The following is a 22,938-nucleotide window of genomic DNA, read 5'->3' on the forward strand; positions in this document are numbered from 1 at the left end:
TTTGGATTTTGAAGGAGGATTATTATTCGCTGTTTCCAAGGGTTTCCCCATGTTTTTCGCTCCTGAAAACAACAGCAGTTTAAACCAAACGGAAACACGTTATAATGTAATCCTCTCCGTTCAGAATATTAAGGTCGTCTGAAAGCCTTTATGAAACACGCAATCAAACAAAAAATCCTCGAACAGGCACGCCGTGACGGCGTACAGGTAACCGCTTTGCGCGAGCAGGTGCTCGATATCGTTTTGCAGCAAAGCGGCGTGATTAAAGCCTACAACGTCTTGTCGCAGATGCAGCAGCAAAGCGAGGGCGTGGTTGCGCCGCCGACGGCCTACCGCGCCCTTGATTTTTGGGCGGAGCAGGGCGTTTTGCACAAAGTGGCGGCGGTCAACGGCTATATTTTGTGCAGCCACGCGCAGCATGAGTGCGACGACCATTGCCACGACCACGAAGAAGCCGAAGCGCACCATAGCGCGTTTATTTTGGTCTGCACCGAATGCGGCACGGCGGACGAACAAACCCTGAGCCACGAATGGGCGGCACTGCGCGCAGGCGTTGCCGAAAGCGGCTTTGCGCTGAAAGAAGAACACGTTGTTTTAACTGGAATCTGTAAAAAATGTCAGAAGTGAAAAAAACCAAAGTCCACCTGATTTCAGGTTTTCTGGGAACAGGCAAAACCACCGCGCTTAAAAGCCTGATGGAACAGAAAGACCCGAACGAAAAATGGGTCATCATCGTCAACGAGTTTGGCGAAATCGGTATTGACGGGGCGGTACTGAGCGACAACGGCATCCCCGTGGCAGAAATCGCCGGCGGCTGTTTGTGTTGCACAGCCGGCCCGCAAATGGGCGTAACCGTGCAGAAAATGCTGCGCGACGCCAAGCCCGACCGCCTGATGATTGAGGCAAGCGGACTGGCGCACGCCGCCAGCGTCATCGACGAATTGAAAGCCAAACCGCTGGACAGCCTTTTGGAAATCGGCGCTGTCTTTACCGTCGTCGATCCGCGCCAGTTCATCAACCCCGATTACGCGCAGCAGGCATTGTATAAAGACCAAATCGGCATCTGCGACGTATTGGTCGCCAGCAAAACCGATTTATGCACCCCCGAACAGCTTGCCGAATTTCACGACAAAGCGGCAAAACTGTTCCCGCCCAAAGCCAAAGTGGTCGAAGTCCAAAACGCACAACTCGACATCCAATGGCTCGACATTCCTGTCATCGAAAAATCACGCTACCGCCTCAAAGCCCTGCCGGACAACACTATGGGCTTCCAGTCGCAAGGTTTCACTTTCCCTGCCGGACGCGATTTTGACGGCGAAAAATTGACCAACTTCTTCAACGATCTGCCCAAATTCACAGACGGCCTCGTCCGCGCCAAAGGCGTGTTCCAAGTGCTTGGCACATGGGTGTGGCTCAACTGGGTGGATGGGCAATGGGGTGCTAACCAAGTCTCATGGCGGCGCGACTCGCGCTTCGAGCTGATAGCCAAATCGTTTGACGCGGATTTGATTGAGAAGAAACTGCAAGAGGCTTTGGAAAAATAAGGGGGGTCGTCTGAAAGTTTGTCGCAGCAATTTTCAGACGACCTAAACGATAGTGAAGTCTATTGTTTCAACTGTCAGAATAATATAAAGCAACTGCGTAGCGTGGGCTCTGCCCGCGAATAAATCAAATAAACATCGCAGGAAAGAAGAAAATGGCAAAATTTTTAAATACCAGCGGTACAACGTATTACTTGGAGGAGTTAATTAAAAATGCACAGGAACGGCTTTATTTGATTAGCCCTTATCTAAAATTAAACGATAGGGTAAAAGAGCTTTTAGAAGACAAAGACCGCATGAAAATCGATGTGCGGATTGTAATGGAGAATATAAATTACTTGAAACTATAGCACAGCAACTCGGAAATAATCGTAATGTATCAGGTAGAATTGATCTATTTACAGAATTAAAGGCCTGTCAATCTTGCAACAATGTTATTTTAGAGTTTAGAAATCGCTATCCAAATATTCAATTAAATATTTTTACAGAAAAATAGAATCATGGAAAAAATAAAAAATTATATAGAATTCAAGAAATTATATAAAAATATAACGGAAAAATTTGTCAGAGATTTAGATATAACATTAATTGAAGCAGCTGAATATTCTATAATTGAATTCGAAATTTATTTATCTGAATATCCGGAAGATAGTACATTTATTTTTACAGCATGGGCAATCTATCTGTTAGAAAATAACTGTCTCAATGAAAGAGGAAAAGATAATTTTTTCATCGCGGAAATGAAAAAATGTTATCAACAAACTAATTTGGATAGAATAAAATCTATCTATTCTTCGAGTGACTATCATATTTTTGCTAAGGATGTAAACAAGATTCAACAAACATTTAAATTAAATCTTGCCAATATCATGCAGCAAGAGTAGCAACTGTATTTTTAACCCCGTCGGGCAAAAATACCAAAAACGGTAAATCACTAAAAATACTTTTATACCGCCGCAGCAGCAAGCTGTAGCCTGCATGAAACCTAAAATCCATGCGTAAGGTGTGTGCTCCAGCACGCACGCGTTCCATGATTTACGGATCAATGCCGTCTGAAAAGCTCACAATTTTTCAGTATGGTAAAAGTGAATTGCAGCCATCAGAGGCAGCTTGGTTGAAAAATTTAAATTATGTTCGTACAAGCTATTGTCCGAATCTTCACGCAAAATGTTACGTCAGCGAAGATGCTTGCATTATTACAAGCCTGAATTTATATGAATTCAGCCAAGTAAATAATAATGAAATGGGTATCTTGCTGAAGCGTAGTGAAGATGGAGAAGTCTATCAAGATGCTTATAGCGAAACGCAGCGTATTATCCGTATTAGCGATGAAGTTAAGATTTCAGTCGACGTAGTAGAAAAAGAGCAAGTAGCGCAGAAAAGTCAAGATACAGAAATTGCTAAAAAATACGATACATTGACTGTCGCTAAGCTGGCAGAAAAATGGGAAGTAACAACGGAAGAATGCAATGCGAAACTGTGTCATGCGGGCTTGCAGGAAATAGACGGTAAGTTCTACCGTTTGACAGATACAGGTAAGAAAGCTGGTGCACTTATCAAAAAAGGACGTTACGGATATTTTATTGTGTGGCCGGATAGTTTGACATTGGAAATGGTCGAAGCGGCTGGCAATAATCAGAAAGATTTGCTGGATAGGTTTATTAGCTGGCTTATCAGTTAAATTTTTTGCAAGTATCAAAAGTATAGGTCGTCTGAAAGCAATCCGTACTTTTCAGACGACCTTAAAACCCAAATAGAGGAATACCCCAAGCATGTACCGTTACATCCTCCACCGCCTATTACTCTTAATCCCCACGCTGTTGGGGATTTTGGCGATTACTTTTGCCGTTATCCAATTCGTGCCGGGCGGGCCGGTGGAGCAGATGGTGCAGCAGTTGACGCATGGTGCGGTCAGCGGCGAGACAGCGAATGCGACGGCGGGCAACATTATGAAAAACGGCAACCGCATCAGTCCGGAAGATTTGGCAGCGTTGAATGCGCTCTATGGTTTCGACAAGCCGCCGCTGACGCGGTTTGCGGATATGGTGTGGCGGTTTGCCCGTTTTGATTTGGGCAAGAGTTTTTTCCATCATGAAACCGTGTTCGAGCTGGTCAAACAGAAAATGCCGGTGTCGATGAGTTTGGGCTTGTGGACGTTTTTCCTGACTTATCTGATTTGTATTCCGTTGGGCATTGCCAAGGCGGTGCGCGACGGCAGCCGTTTTGATGCGGTAACGGGGATGGTGGTGCTGGTCGGTTATACCATACCGCCGTTTGTGTTGGGTTTGGTGCTGCTGGTGTTGTTCGGCGGCGGCAGCTTTTTTGCGTGGTTCCCGCAGGGCGGTTTGGTCGGCGATGATTTCGACACGCTGTCGTGGGCGGGCAAAATCAAGGATTATCTGTGGCACATGGCGCTGCCGATTACGGCTTCGGTGGCGGGCAGTCTGGCGGTAACGACGGTGTTGACGAAAAACGTGTTTCTTGAAGAAATCCGCCGCCAATATGTCTATACTGCCCGCGCCAAAGGCTTGCCGGAGAAGCAGATTTTGTGGAAACACGTTTTCCGCAACGCGATGATTCCGCTGATTACCGGTTTCCCCGCCGCCTTTATCGGCGCGTTTTTCACCGGTAGCTTGCTGATTGAAACCTTGTTCTCGCTCGACGGGCTGGGGCTGCTTTCCTACGAGGCGGTGATGAAGCGCGATTATCCGGTGGTGATGGGAACGCTGTATGTGTTCACGCTGATGGGTTTGCTGGCGAAATTGGTGTCGGATATTTCTTATTCGTGGGTCGATCCGCGCATTCATTTCGGCGGACAGAAATAGGTCGTCTGAAAACTTAAAGAATTATGGAGTTTAAATATGATTAAACGTTTAAAAGATATTTCTGAAGAAAGCCGCGAACATAAAAACGATGGTGCAAAAGTAGTCCGTATGGAATTGCAGGATGATGAAGCAACCAAACGGTTGGTCATGCATAGCGCAAAGCGCGTAATTGCCGCGCATAAGTCAGAATTGGAAAAGTTGGCTTATAAATGAATAATATAAATACGAATTTTGTTATTTTTGTACATGATGAAATCCTGTATCAAACCAAAGTAGGTAAAACAGGGGTCGATTTAGGACGCTTGGAAAGTGTTTTAGGCAGAGTTGACCAGCAAATTTATTACAATCAAATTGATAATGCTTTTGAGATAGCAGCATGGTATGGCGTAGCTTTGGCAAAAGGTCATGCTTTTGTTGATGGAAACAAGCGTACCGGATTGGCAGTAATGCTGACATTTTTGGAAATTCAAGGCATTGATATTCAATATAATACTGGTTTGGATGATTTGATGGTCGATATTGTGGAGAGTAAATTGCCACATGAAACGTTAGCCGAGAAAGTGGCAGAATTTCTTTATCATTTAATGATTTGAATATTCAAACGACCTTTGTGCAACCCAATTATGAAAACACACACCTCAAACCCCACTTGGCAGGCCTTCAAGCAACACAAACGCGGCTGGTTCGCGTTGCGGGTTTTAGCCGTTTTGTTCGCCGTCGCGCTGCTTGCGCCTTTGTGGAGCAACGACAAGCCCTTGTGGATACGTTATCAGGGCGAATATTATTTTCCGCTGGTAAACGAATACAACGAAACCGTGTTCGGCGGCGATTTCGACACGCCTGCCGATTACCTCGATCCGCTGATACGCGGCAACATCACGTCAAACGGTAATTACGCCGTTTATCTGCCCAATCCCTACGACGCCGATACGCTCAATGATTTCGACACGCAGCCTGACCCTGCAAGTCCGTCCGAAAGGCACTTGCTCGGCACGGACGACCGCGGTCGTGATGTCTTGGCGCGTTTGGTTTACGGATTCCGCGATTCCCTGTTGTTCGCCCTTGCGCTGACTTTGGTAACGACCGTAATCGGCGTGATCACCGGCGCGGTGCAGGGTTATTTCGGCGGCAAGACCGACCTTTTGATGCAGCGTTTTATCGAAATCTGGGGCGGGATGCCGGAGCTTTACCTCTTGATTATCCTGTCTTCGTTTTTTAATCCCAGTTTGTTGATTTTGCTGGCGTTGCTGTCGCTGTTTGGTTGGATGGGGCTGTCCGACTACGTCCGCGCCGAGTTTTTGAAAAACCGTCAGGCAGATTACGTTTTGGCGGCGCGTTCGATGGGCGTGGGCAACCGCGCGATTATGTGGCGGCACATCCTGCCCAACAGCCTGACGCCCGTATTGGCGTTTCTGCCTTTTCGTATCTCCGGCGCGGTGCTTGCGCTGACCAGCTTGGATTTCCTCGGTTTGGGCGTTCCCGCGTCGCAGGCGAGTTTGGGCGAACTCTTGGCGCAGGGCAAGGACAACTTAGACGCTTGGTGGATAGGCTTGTCCACCGTCGGTACGCTGACGGTTATGCTGCTTTTGCTGGTGATGATAGGCGAGGGCTTGCGGCAGGCGTTTGACGTGCGCGCTAGGGGATAGTATAAGCACGGAAATTCTGAGGGAGCGCCCATTGATGGGCAACCCGTGCCTTTAGAAGTTTCAGACGACCTCTATAATATTTTACTCACTTCATTTTTAAAGAATTTCAATGAACCAAACACACAATACAAACTTCTACGAAATGCTGACCGCTGCCTGCCGTAAAAACGGCAAAGGGACTGCGGTGTTCAATGATAAAGAAAAAACCACTTACCATGCACTCAAGCAGGAAGTCGATGCCGTAGCCGCATATCTGCAAAATATGGGCGTCAAATTCGGCGACAAAGTGGCTTTGGCGGTATCCAATTCGCCGGAGTTTATCAGCGCCTATTTTGCCGTCTCCGCCATCGGCGCGGTTGCCGTACCGATGAATACGTTTTTGAAAAACAACGAATACGCGTATATTTTGAACGACTGTAAAGCGCGGTTTATGTTTGCTTCGGCAGGTTTGCAGAAAGAATTGAAGGGGCTGAAAAAACAGACCCGCGTCGAGAAAATCATTTGGATAGGAGAAGCGAAAGCAGCGGACGAAGCCGATGTGCGTTTTGAAGAAGCGCGCCGTTTTTCGGGTACGCCCGATTTGAGCCACCAGCCGAAAATCGATGATTTGGCGCATATTATTTACACTTCCGGCACGACAGGCCACCCAAAAGGCGCATTGATCAGCTATGGCAACCTGTTCTCCAACCTTGAGGGCATCGAGCGCATCTTTAAGATTACCAAACGCGACCGCTTCGTCGTGTTCCTGCCGATGTTCCACAGCTTTACGCTGACGGCCATGGTGTTGCTGCCGATTTATATGGCGTGTTCGATTATTTTGGTGAAATCCGTTTTCCCGTTCTCCAATGTTTTGAAACAGGTTTTATTCAAACGCGCGACCGTGTTTTTAGGCGTGCCCGCGATTTACACCGCCATGAGCAAGGCGAAAATCCCTTGGTATTTCAGATGGTTCAACCTCGTCCGTCTGTTTATCAGCGGCGGCGCGCCTTTGGCGGAACAAACCATCCTCGACTTTAAAGCGAAGTTCCCGCGTGCCAAGCTTTTGGAAGGCTACGGCTTGAGCGAATGCTCGCCCGTCGTCGCCGTCAACACGCCCGAAAGGCAAAAAGCCCGCAGCGTCGGCATCGCCTTGCCCGGATTGGAAGTCAAAGCCGTCAACGACGAATTGGTCGAAGTACCGACGGGCGAAGTGGGCGAACTCATCGTCAAAGGCGGTTCGGTCATGCAGGGCTACCTGAATATGCGCGATGCCACGGACGAAGCCATCGTCAACGGCTGGCTGAAAACAGGCGATTTTGTCACGATAGACGAAGACGGCTTTATCTTTATCGTCGACCGCAAAAAAGACCTGATTATTTCCAAAGGGCAAAACGTTTATCCGCGCGAAATCGAAGAGGCGATTTACAAACTTGACGCCGTCGAAGCCGCAGCCGTCATCGGTGTGAAAGACCAATATGCCGACGAAGAAATCATTGCCTTTATCCAACTCAAAGACGGCGAAACGTTGGACGAAGCCGACGTGCGCGCCCATTTGCGCGGACATTTGGCGAATTTCAAAATCCCCAAACAGATTTACTTTAAAGACGAACTGCCGAAAAACGCCACGGGCAAAGTGTTGAAACGGGTGTTGAAAGAGCAGTTTCAGAAATAATAAGCGTTCAGACGACCTCGGTTTGCGGGTTTGAATCAGAGGTCGTCTGAAAAGCAGAAAGCAGATGTTTGTTGGGCGCGATTTTTGTTCATCATCAGATATGGCTTACTGCTTCGTAAAGATTTCTGCCCGTGCGGCGGGTATTGCCGATTTGATTCCACCCGTTTTCCGTTTTCAGACGACCTCGATACCATGACAAAACCCATCCTTGAAATTGAAAACCTAAACGCCTTTTTCCCCGGCAAGCAAGTCCTGCACAATGTCAGCCTGAGCGTACAGACCGGCAGGAAACTGGCATTGGTCGGTGAGAGCGGCAGCGGTAAAACTGTGTTGGCGCAGGGCATTATGCGGCTGAATCCGCTGGTGTCGTTTGACGGTCGTCTGAAATTTGACGGCAACGATTTGCTGACCCAATCCGAACGTGCCCTGCAAAAGCTGCGCGGGCGGGAAATCGGCATGGTGTTCCAAGAACCGATGACCGCGCTTAACCCCGTGATGCGCGTCGGCGCGCAGATTGCCGAAGTGCTGACCCTGCATCTGGGTTTGGACAAAAAACAGGCATGGGCGAGGGCGGTCGAACTCTTGGCGGAAACCGGCATCCGCGAGCCTGAGCAGAAAGCCTTTGCCTATCCCTTCCAGCTTTCTGGCGGACAGCGGCAGCGGGCGATGATTGCGATGGCGGTTGCCGCCGAACCCAAGCTCTTGATTGCCGACGAACCGACCACCGCCTTGGATGTCGCCGTGCAGGCGCAGATTCTCGATTTGTTGGCGCGCTTGCAGCAGGCGCACAACATGACCATGCTCTACATCACCCACGACCTGAACCTTGTCTGCCGCTTTGCGGACGACGTCGCCGTGATGCGCGGCGGACGCATTGTCGAAACGGGCGCAGCGGCGGAAGTGTTCGCCCGTCCGCAACACGAATACACGCAAATGCTGTTGAACGCCGGCGCCGCGCGCAAGGTCGTACCTTTGGCGGACAACCCCGCCACCGTCTTGCAGGCGGAGCAGCTTTCCGTCGCCGTCAAAGAAACGGCAGGCTGGTTCAAAAAACGCAGCAAAACCCTGCTGGAGCCGGTTTCCTTCGATTTGAAAGCGGGCGAAACGCTGGGCATCATCGGAGAAAGCGGCTGCGGTAAAACCACGCTGGCAAAAGCCGTGATGCACCTTATCGATGCGGAAGGCCGTCTGAAAATCAACGGTGAAGCTTGGACGCGCGAATCGAGACGCGACATCCAAATGGTGTTCCAAGACCCGTTCGGCGCATTCAACCCGCGCATGAACGTCTTTAACATCGTTTCCGAAGCCTTGCGCGTCCACGAACCCGATTTGTCCCGCGCAGAAATGCGGCAGCGCGTGCAAGACGTATTGCGGCAGGTCGGACTGCCCGAAGACGCGCTCGAACGCTATCCACACGCCTTTTCCGGCGGACAACGCCAGCGGCTCGCCATTGCCCGCGCCATCATCGTCCGTCCGAAAATCCTCGTTTTGGACGAACCGACCAGCGCGCTCGACGTACAATGGCAGCAACAGATTCTGGAGCTGCTCGCCGATTTGCAGAAAAAACACGGTCTCAGCCTCATCATCATCAGCCACGACCTCGCCGTCATCCGCGCCCTGTCGCACCGCGTGATGGTGCTGAAAGACGGCAAAATCGTCGAAGAGGGCGGCTGCGAAACCGTATTTGCCAACCCTTCCAGCGATTACACGCGCCATCTGATGAGCTTTAGGGCAGGCTGAACTGTCGGATAGGTCGTCTGAAAAACATTAGCCAATCCCGATGGCAACCTTACAAAAAAGCTATTACACTTTTGCGACACTTGAAATTTTCAGCCCCAAGCCCTATCCTGCACAACATCTGATTCAATTTGACACAAAAAGGAAAAACTCATGAGCAGCGAACTGATTATCCACACCACCGATGCAAATTTCGAACAAGACGTTTTGAAATCCGACGTTCCCGTATTGCTCGACTTCTGGGCACCTTGGTGCGGACCTTGCAAAATGATCGCTCCGATCTTGGACGACATCGCCGCCGAATTTGAAGGTCGTCTGAAAGTCGTCAAAATCAACATCGACGAAAACGAAGCCACCCCCGCCAAATTCGGCGTGCGCGGTATTCCGACGTTGATGGTGTTCAAAAACGGCGAAAACGTCGCCACCAAAGTCGGCGCTTTGGCAAAAGGTCAACTGACCGCATTTGTAAACGCTTCTTTGTCTTAAGTTTCAACAACGCAAAAGGTCGTCTGAAAATTTTCAGACGACCTTTTTGTTATAATTTCCCTTTTCCCCGAACTAGAAAACAGGTACAGGCGGCAATATGGAAGTCATCCAATACCCAAATTCCCCTTTCAAACTCCACCAACCCTTCCCGCCCGCAGGCGACCAGCCTACCGCCATTGCCGGCCTGCTCGAAGGGCTTTCAGACGGCCTTGCCTATCAAACCCTGCTCGGCGTAACCGGTTCGGGCAAAACCTACACGATGGCGAACGTCATCGCGCAAAGCGGCCGCCCCGCCATCATCATGGCGCACAATAAAACCCTTGCCGCCCAGCTCTACGCTGAAATGCGCGAATTTTTCCCTGAAAACGCGGTGGAATATTTTGTCTCCTACTACGACTATTACCAACCCGAAGCCTATGTGCCCAGCCGCGATTTGTTTATCGAAAAAGACAGCGCGATCAACGAACACATCGAGCAGATGCGCCTTTCCGCTACCAAAAACCTGATGACGCGCGACGACGTGATTATCGTCGCCACCGTGTCCGCCATTTACGGTATCGGCGACCCGACCGAGTATCAACAAATGGTGTTGTCCGTCAAAGAAGGCGACACCATTGAGCAGCGCGACATCATCGCCACGCTCGTTTCCATGCAGTACGAACGCGGTGATTTGGATTTCAAACGCGGCAGCTTCCGCGTGCGCGGCGACGTGATTGACGTGTACCCCGCCGAAAGCTCCGAAAACGCCCTGCGCATCAGCCTGTTTGACGACGAAATCGACCGCCTCGATATGTTCGACCCGCTTTCAGGCAGCCTGCACCAACGCGTCGGCCGCTACACCGTCTTCCCGTCCAGCCACTACGTTACCCCGCGCGACACCGTATTGCGCGCCTGCGAGTCCATCAAAGAAGAATTGCGCGAACGCATTGAATTTTTCGCCCGCGAACAACGCCCCGTCGAACAACAACGTATCGAACAGCGCACCCGCTTCGACCTCGAAATGCTCTACGAAATGGGCTTCTGCAAAGGCATCGAAAACTACTCCCGCCACTTCTCCGGCAAAAAAGAAGGCGAACCGCCGCCCACGCTGATGGACTACCTGCCCGACAACGCCATCATGTTCATCGACGAAAGTCACGTTACCGTCACCCAAATCGGCGGCATGTACAAAGGCGACGCATCGCGCAAGCAAAACCTCGTCGACTACGGCTTCCGCCTGCCTTCCGCCCGCGACAACCGCCCGCTCAAATTCCACGAATTTGAAAAAGTCATGCCACAAACCGTCTTCGTTTCCGCCACCCCCGCCAAATACGAAGAAGAACACGCCGGACAAGTGGTCGAACAAGTCGTCCGCCCCACAGGGCTGGTCGACCCCCAAATCATCATCCGCCCCGTCGCCACCCAAGTCGATGACCTAATGAGCGAAATCAACGACCGCATCCAAAAAGGCGAGCGCGTACTCGTTACCACCCTCACCAAACGCATGGCGGAGCAACTCACCGACTATTACAGCGAACTCGGCATCAAAGTGCGCTATCTGCACAGTGACATCGACACCGTCGAGCGCGTTGAAATCATTAGAGATTTGCGGCTCGGCCTGTTTGACGTACTCGTCGGCATCAACCTCTTGCGCGAAGGCCTCGACATCCCCGAAGTCTCACTCGTCGCCATCCTCGACGCCGACAAAGAAGGCTTCCTGCGCTCCCACCGCAGCCTGATTCAAACCATAGGCCGCGCCGCGCGTAATGTAAACGGCGTCGCCATCCTGTACGCCGACAAAATCACCGACTCCATGAAAGCCGCCATCGACGAAACCGAACGCCGCCGCGAAAAACAGATTAAATTCAACGAAGAACACGGCATCGTACCGCAGCAGATTAAAAAACAAGTCAAAGACATCATCGACGGTGTGTACCACGAAGAAGACGGTGGCAAAGGTCGTCTGAAAGGTAAAGGTAAGAACAAGGTTAAAGTCGGCGAGATTCACAACGAAGAAGACGCGATTAAAGAAATCGCCAAACTGGAAAAAGCCATGCAGCAGGCGGCTAGGGATTTGCAGTTTGAAGAAGCGGCTGTGTTGCGGGATAGGATTCGGGGGATTAAGGAAAGTCTATTTGGTAGTATTTAGAAAATCTTTTTAGGGTTAGATTAATATGAACGTAGTTTTTTTATTTAATTCAGATCATCCAACTTTGGGTTCTTATTATGGTTTTTCCATCATGAAAGCCATTTTAGAAACTCATGTATTACAAAGCACAAAACGTAGCATGCGCGTATCTATTGGAGATGTTATCATTCACAATGGTGAAAAGCCACTGAGGATAAATGATTATAGAATAATACTTAAAGAAATATACACACCAACCACACTAAATCTCATCCATAGAGAAAAACTTTATAATTCATTTCTAACTTCAACAATTTTTTGTTGGATGTTTCAAAATATGGATATAAAAACAGCTCAATCACTTCATGAAAAACTTAATATTTTTGATCCTTATTTGGGAGCTATGGATATTAAATTCTCAAATAATATCCATCTTCAGGTTTTTAGAAACAGTTTGATTGAATTGTTCCGTATTGAGAACGGGATTATTTCCATATTCTATGGTTTTAATGAAGATCCAGAAAATTATGAAAATGAATTGCTCGTGCAACATGGTTTTAAAGTAAAGCATGAATGTATAGGAGCAAGAAGAACAATATTCGATAACTTTGATACGTTGAATCATTTCAAAAGGATTGAGTCATTTGAGGAATTTTTTACAAACATGCTTGATCTGAAAAATGAAGACATATCGGATATTATCTATGCACTAGAAGAGCTTCATCCTAAGCTTTTTGATGTATTAGCAGCTGCTTCTAGAACATTAGAAAGGGCAGAGACTGATGAAGATTTAGCCCAAGCAGCATTATCAGGTAGAAGATTTTTGGAAAAATTGGCAGACTATCTGTTTCCTGCTCAAGAGAAACCCTGGAGAGATAGAAAAGTTGGAAAAACCCAATATAAAAATAGAATTTGGGCATACATTACTATTGAGTGTGAAAAAAATAATAATATGTCTTCTTTAGAAACTCTTGGGAAAGAGACTGACAGATTAATTGATTTGTTTAATGCTGGATTACATGCTAATCCAACTAAAGAGAAAGTAGAAGCTGCATTCTGTGATCTGGTTAAATGGCTTGTGGCAATTATTAAAATTAACCCAGCATCAGTCCGAAAACCAAATCTAGCATATGAAGAAGAACTTGAGAATTTTCTGATGACTTTTTTAGATAACAAATAGCAAGCCGTAGCCTGCACCCCCGCCAACCGCGTTCGTGGCTGCGCCACACACCCCACCTGCGGATGGCACAAACTTTAGAACCAAGGTGTAGCAACTGTATTTTTCACCCCGTCGGGCAAAAATACAAAAACTCAAATCAAGCCGTTTGGATACCGTTTTCGGTGGTACCGTTTTCGGCAAAGTAATCACGCATCCGGGCATTCAATACTGTCAGCAGTTTGCGCATACATGCCGTAACGGCAACCTTATACGGCTTACCCTTGAACAGCAGGCGCTGATAGAAATCCCGAATAAGCGGTTCAAAACGTGTCGCTACCACGGTAGCCATGTACAGCGCCTTACGCACCGCAGACCTTCCGCCGAAGCAGCGGCTTTTGAATTTGGTTTCCCCGCTCTCCCTCGGGTGCGGGGCAATACCGACCAGACTCGCCAGCCGTTTGTGGCTCAGCCGCCCCAATTCGGGCAGCATCGCCATCAGCGTAGCCGTCGTTATCGAACCGATGCCTTTGATTTGTTCCGCTACTTGGGCTTTGCCGTCAAAATGCGTGTGGGTGTGGTCATCGATTTGTTTGTCCAATTCGTCAATCAGCCGGTCAAAATGGGCAATCAGTTGTTTGACGCTTTCGACTTGCGTTTCATGAACCTGATGCAGACGGTTTTTCTCGGCAGTCCGCATATCCACCAGTTGGTTGCGGCGGTTGACCAATGCTTCCAACACTTCTTCCGCTTCAGTGGGCGGTTGGTAGAGCATGGTTTGCCAACCTTCTTTCTGCATCATCATCTGTGCGAAGAAGGCGAGCATTTGGGCATCTTTGGCGTCGGTTTTGGTCAGCGACTGCGATTGGGCAAACTGATGCGTCTGACGCGGGTTGGCGATGATCACGGCCATACCTGCGCGGTGGATGGCTTTGGCGGCGGGGATTTCGAGACCGCCGGTGCTTTCCATCACGACGAGGGCGACGTTGTGTTTTTTAAGGTATTCGACGGTATGGGCGATCCCTTTGGGGTTGTTGGTTTCGGTTTTGGTTTTAGACAAAGACGAAACGGCGATGACGAAGTTTCGTTTGGCGATGTCGATGCCTGCGTAATTGTGTTGGGTACTCATCATAAACCTGCCTTGCATTCGGTTGTGTTGTCTGGCAACTGTCCGGTTGTGTCGATGGGTTGCCCGACCGCTCCCTGAGCTACTCAACGGTTGTTTGCCTTGGTCGGATGCGGGTGGCGGCCGGGCGGTTTGTTGCTATGATACGGGAGTTCCGATATACAAGGGTGTGTGCGGTACGCACGCACGCGTTTTTTGCCTTTCAAACTATTGTTTCAAACTTTCAGACGACCTCAAAAGTCGTCTGAAAATCTCTAGCATAAAGGTCGTCTGAAAACCAATTTGGCGTTTTCAGACGACCTTTTGCTGATTTTGGGCTGCCGATACGGTTTTTTAAGAGCTGATTTCCTCCAGCGTCCTGCCTTTCGTTTCTTCACCTAAAGCCAAAATTACCAATACAATCAGCATCATCACGCCGGCAAACATCATGAATATATTGCCGAATCCTTCGCTGCCGCCGACCATTTTGGCGACCACCATAGGCGCGAGAATGCCGCCGATGCGCCCGATTGCGCCAGCCCAGCCGGAGGCGAAGGCGCGGAAGCGGAGGGGGTAGAGTTCGGGTGTGTAGGTGTATAAAACGCCCCATGCGCCGAGGTTGAAGAACGACATCAGGCTGCCCCACGCCATGACTTCGGCGGCGCTGCTGCTTTGTCCGAAAAACCACGCGCAGACGGCACAGGCAGCGAGAAAGCCCGCCAAAGTCGCTTTGCGCCCGATTTTTTCCACCAATGCCGCTGCCGCGATGTAGCCGGGCAGTTGCGCGACGATCATCACCAGCACATATTCAAAGGTTTTGACCACCGTATTGCCTTGTTCGACCAAGAGTTTCGGCAGCCAAGTAAAAATGCCGTAATAGGAAAAGACGATGCCGAACCAGACCAGCCACAGCATCAGCGTGCGCCGTGCGAAAGGCTGTTGCCATAATTGTATGAAACGGATGCGCTGTTTTTGCTGTTGCGGCGGTGCTACGGCTGTTGCGGCGGGCGTAATTCCCGCTTCATTTTCCAAGCGGCTGACCAGCCGGTGCGCTTCGTCCGTTTTGCCTTGCGAGAGCAGGTATGGGACGGATTCGGGGATGAATTTCAACACCAGCGGGATATACAAAATCGGTAGTGCGCCGATTAAAAACGCGCTGTGCCAGCCGAATTTTGGGATAAAGAAATAGGAAGCGAGTGCGGCGGCAAGCCAGCCTAAGCCCCAAAAACTTTCCAGTAAGACGATAAACCGACCGCGTACTTTCGGAGGGGCGTATTCGCTGACCAATGACACCGCGACGGGGAGCTGCCCGCCCAATCCTACGCCGACAAAGAAGCGGCAGGTAAGCAGTGTTGCAATGTCGGGAGCGAAGGCGCATAGGCCTGTCGCCGTGCTGTACACTGCCATGGTCGCGGCAAATACGGTTTGCCTGCCGAAGCGGTCTGCCAGCCAGCCACTCGCTACCGCCCCCAGTGCCATGCCGATAAAGGCGATGCTGACTATCCAGCCCAGTTGCGCCGGCTGCAAACCCCATTCTTTGCCCAATGCGGGCAATATAAACGACACGATGCCGGTATCCATTGCGTCAAACAGCCAACCGATGCCGACCAATACCAGTAATTTGTAGTGGAACCTGCCCGGCGGCAATGCTTGCAGGCGGGAAAGAATGTCCATCTTGATTCTCCTTTGGGATTTTGAGGAAGTATATATAGCAGATTCGCTTGATTTTTGATACGGTACCTGCCAGCTGCCGTCATTCCCGCGCAGGCGGAAAACCGTCGGAAACTTTGAACAACAGATATTTGCAAAACGGTTGCCGAAATTCAAAAGTGGATTCCCGCCTGCGCGGGAATGACGACATAGATGCTTTTGATTTGGACTTACAGTAGAGTTTTTGCGAAATTGGGTGTTACCGGAAAGTAGGCCCGGTGCTTGAGTGTGTACTGAAAATGGTTTGAGGCCGTCTGAAAACGATTGGGCAAAATCCGATATGTCCGTTTTCAGACGACCTTTTCTAATTTTCTTCTTTTGCCCAATGCTCCCTTACCCGCGCTTTGCCGTCCGCGTCCAAACGGCGGTAAAGGTTGATGACTTCCTCGGCGGAGGCGGTGTTTTCCGGCTGCGCCGCGCCGAACAGGGAGCGCACATAGTCATCCGCCGGATGGTTTTGAATATCCTGCGGCGTATCGACCTGCACCAGCCTGCCTTGGTGCATCACGCCGATGCGGCAGGCGAGTTTGGCGGCTTCGTTCATGTCGTGGGTAACGAAAACGATGGTGGTGCCGAGTTTTTTGTGTATCAGGGACACGGTTTCCTGAAGGGAAGCGCGGGCGAGCGGGTCGAGGGCGGAAAAGGGCTCATCCATCAGCAAGATGTCGGGCTTGGCGGCGATGGCGCGCAGGATGCCGATGCGCTGCTGTTCGCCGCCGGAGAGTTCGTGCGGATAGCGGTTTAGGTAGGTTTCGGGCGGCATACCGACCAGCTCGAGCAGTTCGTTCACGCGCGATGTACGCTTCGGTTTGTCCCAGCCCAAAATGTCGGGCATCAGCTCGATATTCTGCCGCACGGTCATGGTGGGGAACAGGGCGATTTGCTGCAGCACATAGCCGATGCGGTGCCGCAGCCCGCGGATGTCGTAATCTTTGATACGCCTGCCGTTGAAATAAACATCGCCGTCGGTCGGCTCGGTCAGCGCGTTAATCATGCGCAGCGTGGTGGATTTGCCGCTGCCCGAACCGCCCACCAACACGAAAAACTCGCCTTGATAAATGGTCAGATTCAGTTCGTTTACAGCGGTGTGGTTGTCGTAGCGTTTGCTGACGTTTTTGAATTCGATTAAGGGAGTATGTTCAGGCTGCATCATAAATATCCTTTGCAACTTCGACAAAACGGCGCGGCTCGCGTTCTAGCAATTTCGGCAGGTCGTCTGAAACGGCGGCAAGTTCGCCTTTAGCAATGGCGGTGTAGGTGGAAACCCATGCTTCAATCTGCCAGTCGGGCGCGTCAGGGTACGCGGCTTTGCGGCTGGCGAAGGCTTCTTCTAGGGTTTCGTTGTGGTAGCGGTGCGGTTTACCGGTAATTTCGGTTAGGACGGCGGCTATTTCAGCGAAGCTTAATGATTGGGAACCTGTCAGCGTGTAGGTTTGATTATCGTGGCGGTGGTTGCCGCATGCGATGTCGGCGATGACGTTTGCCGCCGCTTGGGCAACATCGCGCTGCGAAACGCAGGCAACGCGCCCATCGTCGGCAGGGCCTGCGATGATGCCGTCTGCGTTGGCAATCGTTGCCATCATCTCGCTGTAAAAATTGTCGCGCAGAAAGGTGTAACGCATATTTGTTTGTCGGATCGCATTTTCGGTAACCGCATGGGTGCGCGCCAGCGTGAAGGTGCTGTCCAACGCCGCCTGTGCAAAAGAGAGATAGACAATGTGTTTCACGCCCGCTTCCGAAGCAGCCTGCACCAAAGTCAAATGCTCCTGCTCGCGCGTCGGGCTCTCGGCGGCGGACACCATAAACAGCACCTCCACCCCGTTTAACGCCTGCTTGGCAAGCTCCAAATCGTCATAGGCAAACCGCCGCGCTTCGCAGTTCGGCAGGGCGGGCGCTTTGGTGGGGTTGCGCAGCGGCAGAATCAGCGGCAGGCCGCGTGTGTTCAGATGACGGGCGACCATGCCTCCGATGTTGCCGCTGGCGCCGGTGATGGCGATGTTCATGGGGAACTCCTTGGGAAGTGGAGGAAAATAATAGGGGAAGGGTAGCTGAAAAAGTGGCTTTAGGGTAGACGGATTTTCAGACGACCTTTTAGAAGTAGTAAAGGTCGTCTGAAAACCGATATGAAGATTTTTCAGACGACCTTCGAATCACAGAACTCATTTCTCCCGTTTCTGCTGCATCAGCCAATCACGGGCTGGTTCGAGCAGGTAGGCGTAATCAAACGAATACATATGCTCCGCGCCTTTGTGGGTGCTGTTTTCTGGAATCACCGTATTCGGCGTGAAGCGGATGAAGTTGATGCGTCTGCCTTGGGCAAGCATTTGTTGGACTTTTGCGTTTTGTTCGGACTGCGGCAGTTTGGCGGAAAACTCGGTTTCGGCGTAGGCGACTTTGTTTTGTTGCAGCATTTCGCCGACTTGCGCCATGCCTGCCGATGCCTTCGGGTCGGCGGCGGAAACGGTGTAGATGAATTTTGCCCGCGTCAGCGGTTTTAATACGTTGATGTCCCATTGGCTGCCGACGAACATGGAAGCGGCGAAGAAATCCGGCTCAATGCTGTTGAGATAAAAGGAAATCATGCCGCCCATGGATTGGCCGGTGGTGTAAACGCGGTCGGGGTCGATCAGTTTTTGGGTCATCAGGCTTTTGACGAGGCGCAGGGTCATGCCGACTTCGTCTGAGGTTTGCCATTGGTCGTTAACCGCCGTTTCGGTGTAGGACGGCACGAGGACGAAGGCGGGGTGTTTCGCCTGCGCTTCGTCGGTTGCCCAAATAATGCCGCCGTAGCCCTGCATCAGCGGGGCTTTCACGCCTTTGCCTGCGGTACTGGCGTCGGCAATGAACATCACCAGCGGGTATTGGCGGCCGGGTTCGAGATTTTTCGGCGTGTACAGGTTGTACTGCATTTCCTTGCCCGTTTGCGGGTCTTTGAAGGTCAGCACTTCAAAACGCGGGGCGATTTGCTCGCGCAGGGCGAGCAGGCGGCTGTCGTAGGATTTGTCCGCGCCGCCGTATTGCTTGTCCCAAGCGGGATTTTGCGTGCTTTGGGCGGCGGGGCTGTTTTCAGCGGTGTTTTGCGTGGCGGTGCAGGCTGCCAGCAGCAGGCCGGCGGCGATGACGGTGGCGGTTTTTTTCATGAGATTACTCCTTAAAAGGTTGAGGGAAACAGTTAATTTGCTTTCACGCCCAAGCGGTTCAGCGCGTCAATGGCAGGCTGGGAAACATGGTCGCCGCGTGCGGCGGATTTCTGATACCAGCGCACGGCTTGGGTCATGTCTTTTGCCGTACCGATGCCGTTTTCGTAGCAATAGCCCAGCCAGTATTGCCCCGTGATGTCGCCCGCTTCGGCAGCCTGCGTGAAGTAGACAAAAGCGGTTTGTGCATTTTTGGCGACGCCTTCGCCGTTCAGATACATCAGGCCCAGATAACGCGGCGCTTTCATATGCCCCGCCTGCTGCGCCTGCTCAAAGTAGGGCTTGGCGTGTTGGTAATCCTGTTTTTGATACAGGGCGATGCCTTTGTCCAGCAGGGCTTTCGCCTGCTCGTTATGCTGCGGGACGGCAGAACAGGCGGCGAGAAGAGCGGAGATGGCAAGCGCGGATAGTTTGGATTTCATGGGTGTTTCTTTAAAAGTGGGGAAAGGGGGATTGTAGGAATATCATGCGTTTACGGCAAGCGGCGGGGTGCAGGCTGCCATCGGTCCGAATCTGCGATTCGGCAAACCGATGTGCGTGCCTGTGGTGCTGCTTTTCGGGCTTTCAGACGGCCTTAAAAGCAGCCTGCACTTTCAGGTAGCCTCTTTGCCATACATTTCCCGCAACACCTCCGTCAGCCAGTCGAACACTTTTAACACGCGCCCGGAAGTTACTGTGCGTTGCGGGCGGTAGATGTAGAGTTGCCACGGGCGGCGCGGGATTTCGGGGAAGAGTTCCACCAGTTCGCCGTTTTGCAGGTGGATTCGGCACAGATGTTCCGGGATATAGGCGGCAACGCTGCCTGCCAGTGCGGCGGCGAGTTCGTTGGCAGGGTCGTCCGTGATGAAACGGATGTTTTTTGGAAAAACGTGCATTTCTGAGTTGAGCGGCCAGCCCCACGGGCGGTTGGTGTTGGCGTTAATGAGCGACGATGCGGGGAAACGGCCGGTTAATTCGTCTAGGCTTTGCGGCGTGCCGTGGCGGGCGAGATAGGCGGGGGAGGCGACGATTTTGTCGGTGGTGTCGCAGATTTTGCGGACAATCATCAAATCTTCTGCCTGTGTCCCGATGCGGATGCCGATGTCGAGTTGGTTTTCCACCGCGTTAAGTTTGGCGTCGTTGCTGCGCCAATCGATATAAAGTTCGGGATAGTCGGCGCATTTTTCCAGCAGGCGGGTGAGTATGCGGCTGTTATCGTTCCACTGCGGGACGGTAATGCGGACGATGCCGCGTATCTCGTCTTTTTCTTTGGCGGCAGAAAACAGGTTTTCGCTGTCGGCAAGGAGCTGCTGGGCGCGCGGCAGGAAGGCTGCGCCAAACTCGGTCAGGTGGATATTGCGTGTGTTGCGGGTAAAAAGCTGTTCGCCGAGGTGTTGTTCCAATTCGGCAATCACGCGCGTTACCACCTGCGGCGAAACGGACAGGCGCAGCGCGGTTTCGCGGAATTGCAGGGTTTCGGCGGCGGAGCAGAAGTATTTTAGGGCGTTGAGTTTGTCCATTTTGATTTTCAAGGGATTGGTTCGGGTCGTCTGAAAACCTTTTCAGGCAGCCTGCACCTTAATTGTTCCATATTCTAGAATTAACAATTCAGATTTTATTCATTGTTTGCGAAACAGTCCATCCCTATAATGCACTCATTCGATAAGCAAATAACGGAGCAACCCCATGAAAATCAAGCTAAAAAATCATTCCTGAAAACTGCCGCCGCAGCCGCCGTTGCATTGACTTTGTCCGACCATGCGCTGGCAGACGTGTCCATTACCCCGATGAAAGGAGTTCAAACCATGCAGCTTACCCAAGAATGGGACAAAATTTTCCCTCAGTCCAATAAAGTGGAACACCACAAAGTAACATTCCGAAACCGCTACGGCATCACCTTGGTTGGCGATTTGTATGTGCCGAAAAATATCCGTTCAGGCCAGAAACTGCCCGCAATTGCGGTGGCCGGCGCGTTCGGTGCGGTGAAGGAGCAATCCAGCGGCCTATATGCCCAAGCGATGGCAGAACGCGGTTTTGTAACCTTGGCATTTGACGGTTCGTTCACCGGTGAATCGGGCGGCGAGCCGCGCAATATCGCTTCGCCCGAAATCAATACCGAAGACTTTTCCGCCGCCGTTGATTTCCTCGGCCTGCAAAACTTCGTGAACCGCGAACAAATAGGCATCTTGGGCATTTGCGGCTGGGGCGGCATGGCGTTGAACGCCGCTGTGGGCGATACCCGCATCAAAGCCGTCGCCACCAGCACCATGTACGACATGACCCGCGTGATGGCCAACGGCTACGAAATCAACATGAAGCAGAACGCCCAAGGCGGCCACGACCGCGCCCCCGCGCAAACTGCCGAAGCGCGTTACCAAGCCAAACAGGGCATGAACACCCAACGCTGGGCAGACGCGGAAAGCGGCACGCCGTCGCACGGCAGCCCCGACAACCACCTGCCTTCGCAAGACAAATTGACCGCCGACACCCCGCAGTTTGTACGCGAATATTCGGGCTTCTACAAAACCCAACGCGGCTACCACCCACGCTCCGTCAATTCCAACGGCGCATGGTCGCAAACCACCCCGCTGGCGTTCATCAACATGCCGATTCTGCAACGCGCAGGCGAGTTGAAAGCCCCCGCCTTAATCGTTCACGGCGAAAAAGCACACTCGCGCTATTTCAGCGAAGACGCGTTCAAATCTCTGGGCAGCCAAAACAAAGAGCTGTACATCGTGCCGGGTGCGAACCACACGGATTTGTATGACAACACCCGAGGCAAGATTCCGTTTGATAAGTTTGAGCAGTTCTTTAAGGCGAATCTGCATTAAGGTCGTCTGAAAGGCTACCTGAAAGCGTAAAAGCAGCCTGTACTTTTTTGTAACGAGTGCAGGCTGCTTTTTATTTTTCAGACGACCTTTTCAGATTCCGAGGCCGTCTGAAAAAGCAAACGCGGCGGCTGTTTTAAGCAGGTTTACGGAAGGTAATGCAGTAAAAGCGGTTGTTCCACAGCAGCCGCGTTTTCTTTTCCTGTACGGTTTTGGGGATGCAGTTTTCGATTTGTGTCAGATCGAAATCGGTGTCTTGGAAGTAGTTCCACGTGAATATGCTTTTTTTGTATTGTTGTTGGATGAAATCGGTGGTTTCGTCTGCGATCATGATTTTGGTGCCGGGCTTGGCGACGCGCAGCATTTCGTTGATGGCTTTTTGTTTGTCGCTGAAAAAATTAATGCCGCCCACATGGAATACGACGTCGAATATATTGTCGGCAAAGGGTAAATCTTCGGCGTTGCAGTGTACCAAGTCCAAGCCCGCCGCTTTTTCCCGCCATACGTCGCGGCAGCGTGCCAACATGCCGAGCGACAGGTCGGCGCCGGTCAAATCCAGCGCGGAGAGGTTGATGTCGGCGGGCAGGTGGTTTAAATCGGTACCAGTGCCGATGGAGACATAGAGCGCGGTGCAGTCTTGCCGCCACTCCAGTTCGTCCATCAGGCTGCGCCGTGTTTCGTTGATGCTGTTGCCGTATCTGAGGCGGGCTATCCAGCGTTCGCCGAAGTCGTACCAACGGGCGAGGCGATTGTACATGTTCATATATTTGGCGTTGTCGCCCGTTACGTTGGCGGAATCGAGGCACAACAGAATACCGTCTTGTTCGGGCGGAAGCGGGTTTTGTAAGGCGGGTTTGAGTTTTTGGATGAGCTTGGCGGAAGGCATGGTGCTTCTCCTGTTGAGGGTTGAACGATGCGTATCTCGAGTCGGGATTCGACAAAGCCGTTAAAACATTGGATTCATCTATCG

23 protein-coding genes and 1 pseudogene are annotated in these 22,938 nt (G+C 51.3%); 16 read left to right on the forward strand and 8 right to left on the reverse strand.

The genetic code is table 11. From position 1 onward, the window contains the following. The first annotated feature begins 150 nt into the window (after positions 1-150). From HMPREF2907_RS01000 to HMPREF2907_RS01060, 15 genes and pseudogenes are all read left to right on the forward strand, one after another. Entirely contained in the window at positions 151-627 is a 477-nt protein-coding gene (locus tag HMPREF2907_RS01000) for a Fur family transcriptional regulator (RefSeq protein ID WP_003744587.1), read from the forward strand. Beyond that, the gene (locus tag HMPREF2907_RS01005; RefSeq protein ID WP_003757856.1) at positions 615-1,544 is read left to right on the forward strand and encodes a CobW family GTP-binding protein; all 930 of its coding nucleotides are present in this window, start codon (positions 615-617) and stop codon (positions 1,542-1,544) included. Before HMPREF2907_RS01000 ends, HMPREF2907_RS01005 begins: the two co-directional genes overlap by 13 nt. 152 nt (positions 1,545-1,696) lie before the next feature. Continuing rightward, the gene (locus HMPREF2907_RS01010) at positions 1,697-1,891 is read left to right on the forward strand and encodes a phospholipase D-like domain-containing protein (protein ID WP_003757858.1); all 195 of its coding nucleotides are present in this window, start codon (positions 1,697-1,699) and stop codon (positions 1,889-1,891) included. Further along, positions 1,861-2,037 (forward strand): annotated as a pseudogene (locus HMPREF2907_RS11440) (deaminase domain-containing protein); the annotation flags it as partial. The gene HMPREF2907_RS01010 and the pseudogene HMPREF2907_RS11440, both read left to right, overlap by 31 nt. Positions 2,038-2,041: 4 nt before the next feature. Continuing rightward, on the forward strand, positions 2,042-2,425 hold the full coding sequence (locus HMPREF2907_RS01015) for a hypothetical protein (RefSeq protein ID WP_070679184.1): 384 nt from the start codon (positions 2,042-2,044) through the stop codon (positions 2,423-2,425). A gap of 146 nt (positions 2,426-2,571) precedes the next feature. Then, positions 2,572-3,222, forward strand: coding sequence for a phospholipase D-like domain-containing protein (locus HMPREF2907_RS01020; protein ID WP_070679185.1), 651 nt, complete (start codon positions 2,572-2,574; stop codon positions 3,220-3,222). A 91-nt stretch (positions 3,223-3,313) separates the two neighbouring features. Further along, entirely contained in the window at positions 3,314-4,366 is a 1,053-nt protein-coding gene (locus HMPREF2907_RS01025; RefSeq protein ID WP_016687013.1) for an ABC transporter permease subunit, read from the forward strand. 36 nt (positions 4,367-4,402) lie between these two features. Then, complete coding sequence (locus HMPREF2907_RS12780; protein ID WP_167390275.1) at positions 4,403-4,579, forward strand: hypothetical protein; 177 nt, start codon at positions 4,403-4,405, stop codon at positions 4,577-4,579. Beyond that, positions 4,576-4,959: a type II toxin-antitoxin system death-on-curing family toxin gene (locus HMPREF2907_RS01030; protein WP_049223224.1), complete on the forward strand. Its 384-nt coding sequence runs from the start codon at positions 4,576-4,578 to the stop codon at positions 4,957-4,959. The genes HMPREF2907_RS12780 and HMPREF2907_RS01030 overlap by 4 nt, the downstream gene beginning before the upstream one ends. Positions 4,960-4,989: 30 nt before the next feature. Next, complete coding sequence (locus HMPREF2907_RS01035) at positions 4,990-6,012, forward strand: ABC transporter permease (RefSeq protein WP_070679186.1); 1,023 nt, start codon at positions 4,990-4,992, stop codon at positions 6,010-6,012. A gap of 109 nt (positions 6,013-6,121) precedes the next feature. Continuing rightward, positions 6,122-7,663 carry a fatty acid--CoA ligase gene (locus tag HMPREF2907_RS01040; protein WP_039405276.1) on the forward strand — a complete coding sequence of 514 codons (1,542 nt, stop codon included), beginning with the start codon at positions 6,122-6,124 and terminating at the stop codon, positions 7,661-7,663. A gap of 192 nt (positions 7,664-7,855) precedes the next feature. Next, the gene (locus HMPREF2907_RS01045; protein ID WP_039405274.1) at positions 7,856-9,403 is read left to right on the forward strand and encodes an ABC transporter ATP-binding protein; all 1,548 of its coding nucleotides are present in this window, start codon (positions 7,856-7,858) and stop codon (positions 9,401-9,403) included. Between the two features lie 150 nt (positions 9,404-9,553). Beyond that, on the forward strand, positions 9,554-9,886 hold the full coding sequence (gene trxA / locus HMPREF2907_RS01050; protein ID WP_070679187.1) for a thioredoxin TrxA: 333 nt from the start codon (positions 9,554-9,556) through the stop codon (positions 9,884-9,886). A 97-nt stretch (positions 9,887-9,983) separates the two neighbouring features. Then, a complete protein-coding gene (gene uvrB, locus HMPREF2907_RS01055; protein WP_070679188.1) occupies positions 9,984-12,014 on the forward strand; it encodes an excinuclease ABC subunit UvrB in 2,031 nt (676 codons plus the stop codon). 91 nt (positions 12,015-12,105) lie between these two features. After that, complete coding sequence (locus HMPREF2907_RS01060) at positions 12,106-13,173, forward strand: hypothetical protein (RefSeq protein WP_141754382.1); 1,068 nt, start codon at positions 12,106-12,108, stop codon at positions 13,171-13,173. A 136-nt stretch (positions 13,174-13,309) separates the two neighbouring features. Here HMPREF2907_RS01060 and HMPREF2907_RS01065 read toward each other — a convergent pair whose 3' ends face one another. The 7 genes from HMPREF2907_RS01065 to HMPREF2907_RS01095 all read right to left on the reverse strand — a co-directional run bounded on the left by HMPREF2907_RS01065 (position 13,310) and on the right by HMPREF2907_RS01095 (position 20,672). After that, positions 13,310-14,296: an IS110 family RNA-guided transposase gene (locus HMPREF2907_RS01065; RefSeq protein ID WP_070679190.1), complete on the reverse strand. Its 987-nt coding sequence runs from the start codon at positions 14,294-14,296 to the stop codon at positions 13,310-13,312. Between the two features lie 312 nt (positions 14,297-14,608). Then, the gene (locus tag HMPREF2907_RS01070; protein ID WP_070679191.1) at positions 14,609-15,928 is read right to left on the reverse strand and encodes an MFS transporter; all 1,320 of its coding nucleotides are present in this window, start codon (positions 15,926-15,928) and stop codon (positions 14,609-14,611) included. Positions 15,929-16,268: 340 nt separating this feature from the next. Further along, entirely contained in the window at positions 16,269-17,117 is an 849-nt protein-coding gene (locus HMPREF2907_RS01075) for an ABC transporter ATP-binding protein (RefSeq protein WP_083310631.1), read from the reverse strand. Continuing rightward, entirely contained in the window at positions 17,104-17,967 is an 864-nt protein-coding gene (locus tag HMPREF2907_RS01080) for an SDR family oxidoreductase (RefSeq protein ID WP_070679193.1), read from the reverse strand. Before HMPREF2907_RS01080 ends, HMPREF2907_RS01075 begins: the two co-directional genes overlap by 14 nt. A 156-nt stretch (positions 17,968-18,123) precedes the next feature. After that, positions 18,124-19,104, reverse strand: a complete 981-nt coding sequence (locus HMPREF2907_RS01085) for a carboxylesterase family protein (RefSeq protein WP_070679194.1) — start codon at positions 19,102-19,104, stop codon at positions 18,124-18,126. A 32-nt stretch (positions 19,105-19,136) separates the two neighbouring features. Further along, the gene (locus tag HMPREF2907_RS01090) at positions 19,137-19,583 is read right to left on the reverse strand and encodes a tetratricopeptide repeat protein (RefSeq protein ID WP_070679195.1); all 447 of its coding nucleotides are present in this window, start codon (positions 19,581-19,583) and stop codon (positions 19,137-19,139) included. A 171-nt stretch (positions 19,584-19,754) separates the two neighbouring features. Then, complete coding sequence (locus tag HMPREF2907_RS01095; protein WP_318258965.1) at positions 19,755-20,672, reverse strand: LysR family transcriptional regulator; 918 nt, start codon at positions 20,670-20,672, stop codon at positions 19,755-19,757. Positions 20,673-20,789: 117 nt separating this feature from the next. On the opposite strand from HMPREF2907_RS01095, the gene HMPREF2907_RS01100 reads away from it, so the two are divergent. Further along, positions 20,790-21,971, forward strand: coding sequence for an alpha/beta hydrolase (locus HMPREF2907_RS01100; protein ID WP_083310632.1), 1,182 nt, complete (start codon positions 20,790-20,792; stop codon positions 21,969-21,971). Positions 21,972-22,104: 133 nt separating this feature from the next. On the opposite strand, the gene HMPREF2907_RS01105 is transcribed toward HMPREF2907_RS01100, so the two are convergent. Next, positions 22,105-22,854: a class I SAM-dependent methyltransferase gene (locus HMPREF2907_RS01105; protein ID WP_070679197.1), complete on the reverse strand. Its 750-nt coding sequence runs from the start codon at positions 22,852-22,854 to the stop codon at positions 22,105-22,107. Between the last annotated feature and the right edge of the window lie 84 nt (positions 22,855-22,938).

The organism is Neisseria sp. HMSC055H02, assembly GCF_001813335.1.
GTDB classification, from domain to species: domain Bacteria; phylum Pseudomonadota; class Gammaproteobacteria; order Burkholderiales; family Neisseriaceae; genus Neisseria; species Neisseria sicca_C.